Source organism: Kitasatospora sp. NPDC002965, from assembly GCF_040611255.1.
Taxonomy (GTDB): Bacteria; Actinomycetota; Actinomycetes; order Streptomycetales; family Streptomycetaceae; genus Kitasatospora.
In genome coordinates this window covers 1-5,385 of sequence record NZ_JBEXNT010000247.1, presented here as the reverse complement: position 1 = coordinate 5,385, position 5,385 = coordinate 1, and the positions used below count along the sequence as shown (strand labels likewise).

Annotated in this window: 4 protein-coding genes; 3 read left to right on the top strand and 1 reads right to left on the bottom strand. The window is 71.6% G+C overall.

Annotated elements, in window-relative coordinates:
* Positions 1 to 191 precede the first annotated feature (191 nt).
* A complete protein-coding gene (locus tag ABZY91_RS41170; protein WP_355409278.1) occupies positions 192 to 1,577 on the bottom strand; it encodes a sporulation protein in 1,386 nt (461 codons plus the stop codon).
* Positions 1,578 to 1,840: 263 nt separating this feature from the next.
* Here ABZY91_RS41170 and rfbB point away from each other — a divergent pair, with 263 nt between their 5' ends.
* From rfbB to ABZY91_RS41155, 3 genes are read left to right on the top strand one after another with little or no spacing between them, the layout of a single operon-like run.
* Positions 1,841 to 2,839 (top strand): dTDP-glucose 4,6-dehydratase, encoded by a 999-nt coding sequence (gene rfbB, locus ABZY91_RS41165; RefSeq protein WP_355409276.1) that lies wholly within the window; start codon positions 1,841 to 1,843, stop codon positions 2,837 to 2,839.
* A gap of 40 nt (positions 2,840 to 2,879) precedes the next feature.
* Positions 2,880 to 4,043: an FAD-dependent oxidoreductase gene (locus tag ABZY91_RS41160; RefSeq protein ID WP_355409274.1), complete on the top strand. Its 1,164-nt coding sequence runs from the start codon at positions 2,880 to 2,882 to the stop codon at positions 4,041 to 4,043.
* A gap of 19 nt (positions 4,044 to 4,062) precedes the next feature.
* Positions 4,063 to 5,154 (top strand): DegT/DnrJ/EryC1/StrS family aminotransferase, encoded by a 1,092-nt coding sequence (locus ABZY91_RS41155; protein ID WP_355409272.1) that lies wholly within the window; start codon positions 4,063 to 4,065, stop codon positions 5,152 to 5,154.
* The last annotated feature ends 231 nt before the right edge of the window (positions 5,155 to 5,385 follow it).

Here is a 5,385-nt window from a genome sequence, read left to right as displayed (position 1 = left end):
GGCAGCGCCGGCGTCGGCAACCCGACCGCCCGCACCATCTTCCTGTTCCACGGCCTGGGCCTGCTCCCCGGCCACCACCCGTGCCACTGCCGAACGGCCCCGAACACCGCGGCGACCCCGTGACCGGCCCCGGCCGGGACCGGGAGGGCATCGGTTCGGCCTTCGGGCGTGCGTGCGGCAGCGGTGGGGGATCAGGCCGAGGCGAGGACCGTCCCCGCGCGGTGGAGGAAGTCGGCGACCTGGGTGTCGCCGCGCCAGGGGCGCAGCGCGGTGGTGACGTCGCGCAGGTAGCCGTGGGCGCGGGCGGAGCGGACCGGTCCGAGGATCGCCGCGGCGCGTTCGCCGGCGGCCAGTGCGGAGGGCAGGTCGTCGTGCTGCAGGTGGGCGACGGCCATGACTGTGCAGCGGATGCCGGTGGCGCGGGCGAAGTCGCTCTCCGACATGGGACCGGCCTGTTGTCCCCATCGCAGGGCCGCCTCCGGCCGGCCGAGGTCCTTGTGGATTTCGGCGGCGTCGGCGCTGATTCGCTGGTGGGTGAGGTAGGCGAGGTGGGCCGGGTCCCGGATGCCCGGGCGGATGGAGTCCAGCAACCCCTCGCATTCGGCCAGTGTCCGGCCGGCGGCCCGGGAGTCCCCGGCGCGGCCGTGCGCGCGGGCCTCCGCCAGCTTGATGAAGGCCAGCACCCGGGGCGCGGCCGCGTGCCGGGCGCGGTCGTAGGCGCCCTGGGCCATGTCGATCGCCTCCTGCGGGTAGCCGCGCAGCATCGCCTGCAGACTCATCGTGGCCAGGGTGTAGGCCCCAGCCTCCTGGTCACCGGCGGCGCGGGCCAGGCGCAGGGACTGCACGAAGTCGCGCTGTGCGGCGCCGTGGTCGCCCATGTCGAAACTCGACCAGGCGGAGACACGGGCGAGCTCGGACACGGCGGTGAGCAGCTCGCGCCCGAGCTGCTCGGTGAAGCTTCCCTGAAGCAGGGGAACGGCACGCTCGCGCAGCAGCCGCGCCACGGCCGGCGCCTTCGTGTTCCCGCCGCCGAACTTGGAGTCCCAGCGTCGCGCTTCCTCGGAGGCCTTCCACAGCTGGTCCAGATCGGTACGTCCGACGCGGCGCCCCGCGGGATCGGGCGTGACGGGGGCGGCGTCGGCGGGCCGGCCGAGCCACCGGACGGTGGGCACCGCGTAGGCGCCGATCGCGAAGGAGCCGTGGAGGATGGCACGTCGGTTCAACATGGTGCTCCAGTGCTGGATGGCGCCGCGCAGGGCGGCATCGGGATCGCGGGGGAAATCCAACCCCACGTCAGGATCCCTCTCACGCAACGCGCCCATGCCGATCTCCGCCGGCGTGACCGGCCGCCCGAGACGTTCTCCCAGCGCAGCGGCCAGACACACCGGCGTGGGATCGCGCGGCACCATCCCCTTGACCGTCCACCGGGATACGCCCGTATGGGTGTAGGCGGTGGTGACACCGCGTTCGGCGGTCAGCTCGTTGACCCGCCTGGCGAGCCAGCTGTGACTGGCGTCGGCGGCCTCGATCAGCGCGGCCAGAGCCGTGTTCGGGCCCCTGCCCCGGGTGGTCGCCACGACCGGATCCCCCCCTCTTCGTCCGGGCCCGGACCCGCGCAACGCGGGCCGGTGAAACGAGCGTAAGACCACCGGCCCGCGCCCGGGCCCGGTCCGCAGCGATCCGTCGTTGTGTGCCCCCCGTGTGTGCCTCCCCTGGCGGCCCACGCGGGTGTTCTCTGGACCCATCACCTCCAACATGGCAAGTGGTCTTCAAGTGGCTTGCGAGCACACATATATGACGATTCGTCAGAATAGTTCGTGGAGCCGTAGGATGCGGCGTCATGAGCCAGAAAACCCTCCTCGTCACCGGGGGCGCCGGCTTCATCGGCGCGAACTTCGTCCGCTACACCCACGCGCACCGCCCCGAGTACCGCATCCGGGTCCTGGACGCGTTGACCTACGCCGGGAACAAGGAGAACCTCGCCGGCCTCGACAACGTCGACCTCGTCGTCGGCGACATCTGCGACCACGACCTCGTCGACCGCCTCATCGCCGACTCGGACGTCGTCGCCCACTTCGCCGCCGAATCCCACGTCGACAACTCCCTGCACGACCCCGCCCCGTTCGTGCGCACCAACGTCCACGGCACCTTCACCCTGCTGGAAGCCGTCCGCCGACACGGCAAGCGCCTACACCACATCTCCACCGACGAGGTCTTCGGCGACCTGCCCGTCGACAGCACCGACCTGTTCACCGAAGACAGCCCGCACAACCCCTCCAGCCCCTACTCCGCCACCAAGTCCGGCAGCGACATGCTGGTCCGCGCCTGGGCCCGCTCCTACGGAGTCCAGGCCACCATCTCCAACTGCGCCAACAACTACGGCCCCTACCAGCACCCCGAGAAGTTCATCCCCCGCCAGGTCACCAACCTCCTCACCGGCACCCGCCCCCGCCTGTACGGCGACGGCACCAACGTCCGCGAGTGGACCCACGTCGACGACCACAACGCCGCCGTCCACACGATCATCGACCACGGCACCCCGGGCGAGACCTACCTCATCGGCTCCGCCGACGAGCGCAGCAACCGCGAGATCGTCGAACTCATTCTCGAACTCCTCGGCCACGACACCGAGGCCTACGACCTCGTCCCCGACCGCCCCGGCCACGACCTTCGCTACGCCAACGACAGCGCCAAACTGCGCGCCCTCGGCTGGCAGCCGCACTACAGCGACTTCCGCCAGGGCCTGGCCGACACCATCGCCTGGTACCAGGCCAACCAGCCCTGGTGGCAGGCGCAGAAGACCACCACCGAGACCAAGTACACCGAGATCGGACGCTGACCCCACGGCACGGGGCCGGCGCCCGGAAGGGACCAGCCCCGTGCACCGCACCCTGATCGTGGGAGCCGGCATCGCAGGCCTGCTCACCGCACTGCGCCTGGCCCACGCCGGCCACAACGTCACCGTCCTGGACGCCGAACGCATCGGCTCCGGCGCCACCTGCGCCAACCACGGCATGATCCACTCCGGCGCCCTGTACGCCCGACAGTCCCCGCACATCGTCGACGCCTGCCGCCAAGCCGGCGACTTCTACACCCTCCTCGCCCCCGACGCCCAGGTCCCCGCCGCCGACGCCGTCTACGTCCTCGACCCGTCCGACGAGCACGCCTTCCGCACCGCCCTGGACGCCCATCACCTGCCCCACCACACCGTCAAGCCCACCGACGTCCGCCACCTGCGCCCCGGCGCGGTCGCCGGCCAACACCTGATCGCCACCACCGAACGCGCGATCTCCTCCCGCCGCCTCCTCACCGCCATCACCGCCCAGTGCCTGGCAGCCGGAGTGCGCTTCGTCCTCGGCACCGCCGCGCACGGCATCGTCCTCGACGGAGACCGGGCCGCCGCGATCCGCACCGGAACCGGCGAGCACCTGGAAGCCGACCACATCGTCCTCGCCGCCGGTCTCGGCACCACCCGCCTCCTGACCGCGCTGAACTCCAGGCACACCCCGGACCTGCGCTCACGCCTGGACATGATGATGCACCTGCCCGGCGGCCTCACCCAGGGCATCATCTTCACCAACCAGTCCGGCCCGGTGGTGATGCCCACCCACGGAGCCGTCCTCGCCTCCCTCTACGGCGGCATCCAGCCCCAGATCACCGGCTGCCGCCGCTTCCCGGTCACCCTGGAACGCACCCAGCTGCTCATCCACCAGCTCGGACAGCTCCTGGAGCCCGGCACCGTCGACCTCCCGGCCGCCACCGCCTACACCGTCGGCAAGACCGACTACGTGGCCACCGACCAGGCCCTCGCCGGCCGATTCAACCCGGGCTGGCAGATCATCGACCACACCGACCGCGACCACATCACCGGCCTGCACACCATCTGCACCGGAAAGATGACCCTCGCCGGCCACGCCTCGGCCGCCTGCGTCGAACAGATCCTCGGACACCGCGTCGACCTGCTCATCCACCCGCGTCCCACCGTCGACGTCCCGGACGGCCTGGTCGCCGTCGAGCCCTGGGCCCCGGCCCTGGCCGCCTGAGCCCGAAGGAGACCACCCCGTGATCCCCCCGTTCCGCAGCGAGTTCACCACCGCCCAGAAGGCCGCCTACCTCACCGCCGCGGCCGCCGTCCTCGACAGCGGCCAACTCACCCTCGGCCCCTACACACAGCAGCTCGAAGAGCGGTTCGCCGTTACCACCGGCACCCGGTACGTCACCGCCGTCTCCTCCGGCACCACCGCCCTGGAGATCGCCTTCCGCGCCCTCGACCTGACCGGCGCCGACGTCCTGGTCCCCGCGAACACCAACTACGCCACCGCCGAAGCCGCCATCCGCGCCGGGGCCCGCCCCATCCTCTACGACTGCGCCCTCACCGCCACCGCCGACGCCATCGACGCCGCCCGCACCCGCGCCACCCGGGCCGTCGTCCTCGTCCACATCGGCGGCCACATCACCCCCGAACTCGACAGCATCACGCGCTACTGCACCACCCACAACCTGCTCGTCGTCGAAGACGCCGCCCACGCCCACGGCTCCGCCACCCCCGACCGCCCCGCCGGCACCCTCGGTGCCGCCGCCGCGTTCTCCACCTTCGCCACCAAGGCCCTCACCACCGGCGAAGGCGGCCTGATCACCACCAACGACCACGCCACCGCCGCCCGCGCCCGCCACTACCGCGACCAGGGCAAAAACCCGGACGGCCTCAACACCGTCTTCGGCAGCGCCTGGCGCATGCCCGAACTCTCCGCCGCGCTCGGCATCGTCCAGCTCACCACCACCCCGACCCCCATGCAGCGCGGCCACAACCTCCTGCGCGCCTACGCCCAACGGATCCACCACCCCGACATCGCGGTCCCCTTCGAGCCGCGGCACCGCTACAGCGGCCACAAGGCGATCATTCAGCTACCCGACCACACCCAGCGCGAGAACCTGCGCGCACACCTGCAGTCCGCCGGCATCACCCCGGCCCGAGGCGTCTACGACCACCCCCTACACCACCAACCCGCCCTCGGCCTCACCGGCAACTACCCCCTCGCCGACCACTTCGCCCAAACCCACCTCTGCCTCCCCCTGTGGCCCGGCCTCACCCCCGACCAGCAGCACCACATCATCGACACCGTCAACACCTGGAACCTGCCGAAGCACAGCTGAACCAGGGACCGCCCACCGCCCCTCCCACAGGGACGAACAGCCCCCGCCAGAACCGGCGCCCTCGGAACTTGACCAACGCGACCAGGCCAAGGCCCGGTCGGAGGACCACATTCCCCGCGGTTCACCGACCGGACAGCAACTCCGAGAGCGTCGAACGGGCAATCCCCAGACGAACCCGGGCGGCCTCCTGCGACCCCAAGTGATCCACCAACCGCTGCGCCGAGATCCCGC